This window comes from Clostridium rectalis, assembly GCF_900626095.1.
Lineage (GTDB): Bacteria > Bacillota > Clostridia > Clostridiales > Clostridiaceae > Clostridium_AS > Clostridium_AS rectalis.
Genome location: NZ_UYZZ01000023.1, coordinates 1 through 1617, shown reverse-complemented (window position 1 = coordinate 1617; position 1617 = coordinate 1). Strand labels below are relative to the sequence as shown.

4 protein-coding genes are annotated in these 1617 nt (G+C 28.3%); all 4 read left to right on the top strand.

Translation table 11 applies throughout. The features are described from left to right. Nucleotides 1-144 precede the first annotated feature (144 nt). Nucleotides 145-345, top strand: coding sequence for a hypothetical protein (locus EJL03_RS15790; RefSeq protein ID WP_125154918.1), 201 nt, complete (start codon nt 145-147; stop codon nt 343-345). A 266-nt stretch (nt 346-611) separates the two neighbouring features. Further along, complete coding sequence (locus tag EJL03_RS15785; protein WP_125154917.1) at nt 612-1202, top strand: DNA methyltransferase; 591 nt, start codon at nt 612-614, stop codon at nt 1200-1202. 11 nt (nt 1203-1213) lie between these two features. Continuing rightward, nucleotides 1214-1402, top strand: a complete 189-nt coding sequence (locus EJL03_RS15780; protein ID WP_125154916.1) for a hypothetical protein — start codon at nt 1214-1216, stop codon at nt 1400-1402. Then, the coding region (locus tag EJL03_RS15775) for a hypothetical protein (protein ID WP_243108741.1) at nt 1393-1617 on the top strand (225 nt) is incomplete at its 3' end. The genes EJL03_RS15780 and EJL03_RS15775, both read left to right, overlap by 10 nt.

Sequence of the window (1617 nt, the reverse complement as noted above, 5' to 3'; positions counted from 1 at the left end):
ACTGTAAAAGAAAGGTATACAGCATGTGTATCTGATACTAATAGATATAACATGTTGGGTGATGGTTGGACAATTAATGTGATAGCGCACATTTTAAAAGGATTATGTTAGTGTTACAATTCAAAAATTGGAGGATGTAATATAATGAAAATAGAAAAAGTAAGTTTAAAAGATGATGGTTGTGCATTTTGTGATAGGGCAGAATATGATTTTTCAAGTGAAGATGTTAAAGTAAGTTATCCTTATGATTATGTTTATAAGCTTGAAATAGGAAATTATATTCATAGATTATGTGAAGATTGTTTAATTGAATTAAATGATAATATTAATAGTGTATTAAAATAAAAGGAGTTTGTTGGGTAAACGCCGGTGGTTCATATGAAGCATGGAATATAATATCAAAATATTGTAATGGGAGTAAGAAAAATATTGAACTTATTGATAAAGCACTACATGAATATATAGGTGAAGAAAATAGAATAAAGTTGTGTGAAGAACTTAAAATAAAAGGAAAAGAAAGAGAATTTTTAATTGAAGAAGGATTACAACCATAAGTCATAATACTAGTGTTTTACCATTATTAAACTAATATGTAAAGGTAGGTAAAAAATATGGAGGCATTAAATATAGAAAACCCTATATATACAGTTCATCAAGGAAAAAATTCAGGATTAATTAAAAAAGTATCCGAACTATACTTCAAGGAAGGAGATAAAATTGCAGATGTAACCTATGGTAAGGGTGTATTTTGGAAAGAAGTTGATAAATCTAAATTTGAAATAGTTGGTTCTGATTTGAAAACAGGTACAGATTTTAGGAAATTACCTTATAAAGATAATTCATTTAATCATAGTGTTATAGATCCACCATATGCAAGAATAACTAATTTAAAAGGTATGGTCGACTGCTACAATACAACAAGATTTACAACACATGAAAAAATAATAAAACTTTATGAAGATGGCTTAAAGGAGCTTATAAGAATAACCAAAGAGAAGGGATATATTCTGTGTAAGTGCCAGGATGAAATATGTGGAGGAAAGCAAAGATGGAGTCATATAGAGATATTTAATATAGCTTTAAAATTAGGATTGTACCCGAAAGATTTATTTATCCTGGTAAATGAAAAAAATCCTAAGCCAACATATAAGCAACAACATGCAAGGAAACTTCATAGTTACTTGTGGATTTTTCAGAAGTGAGGTAATGGAATTTGAGTAAAAAGTTAAGTGAAATAATTAAAGAATTAGAGGATAAAGGCGGTATAAAAGATTACTATTTACATCATCAATATTATACTGGTGAATTTGAACTTAATATAGAATTTGACAATTACATTTCAGATGAAATTTTAGAAAATAACGTTGAAAAAATTGAGGAATCATGTGCTTATTGGGAATAAAGTTACTACACAATACAAATAATGGGGGAGATAAAATGTTTAATAATAGATTTTGCTATAGAATAGCCAAAGAAGCCGAAGTTGGTTGGGATGAAGAATTGAAGGACTATTGTGAGGCTTATATCGAAACAACAATGCAAACCAAAAAAGAAATACCAGAAGAACTCAAAAGTGATATTGCAGAAAATCTAAAAATAGGATTAGCTGGTCAATTA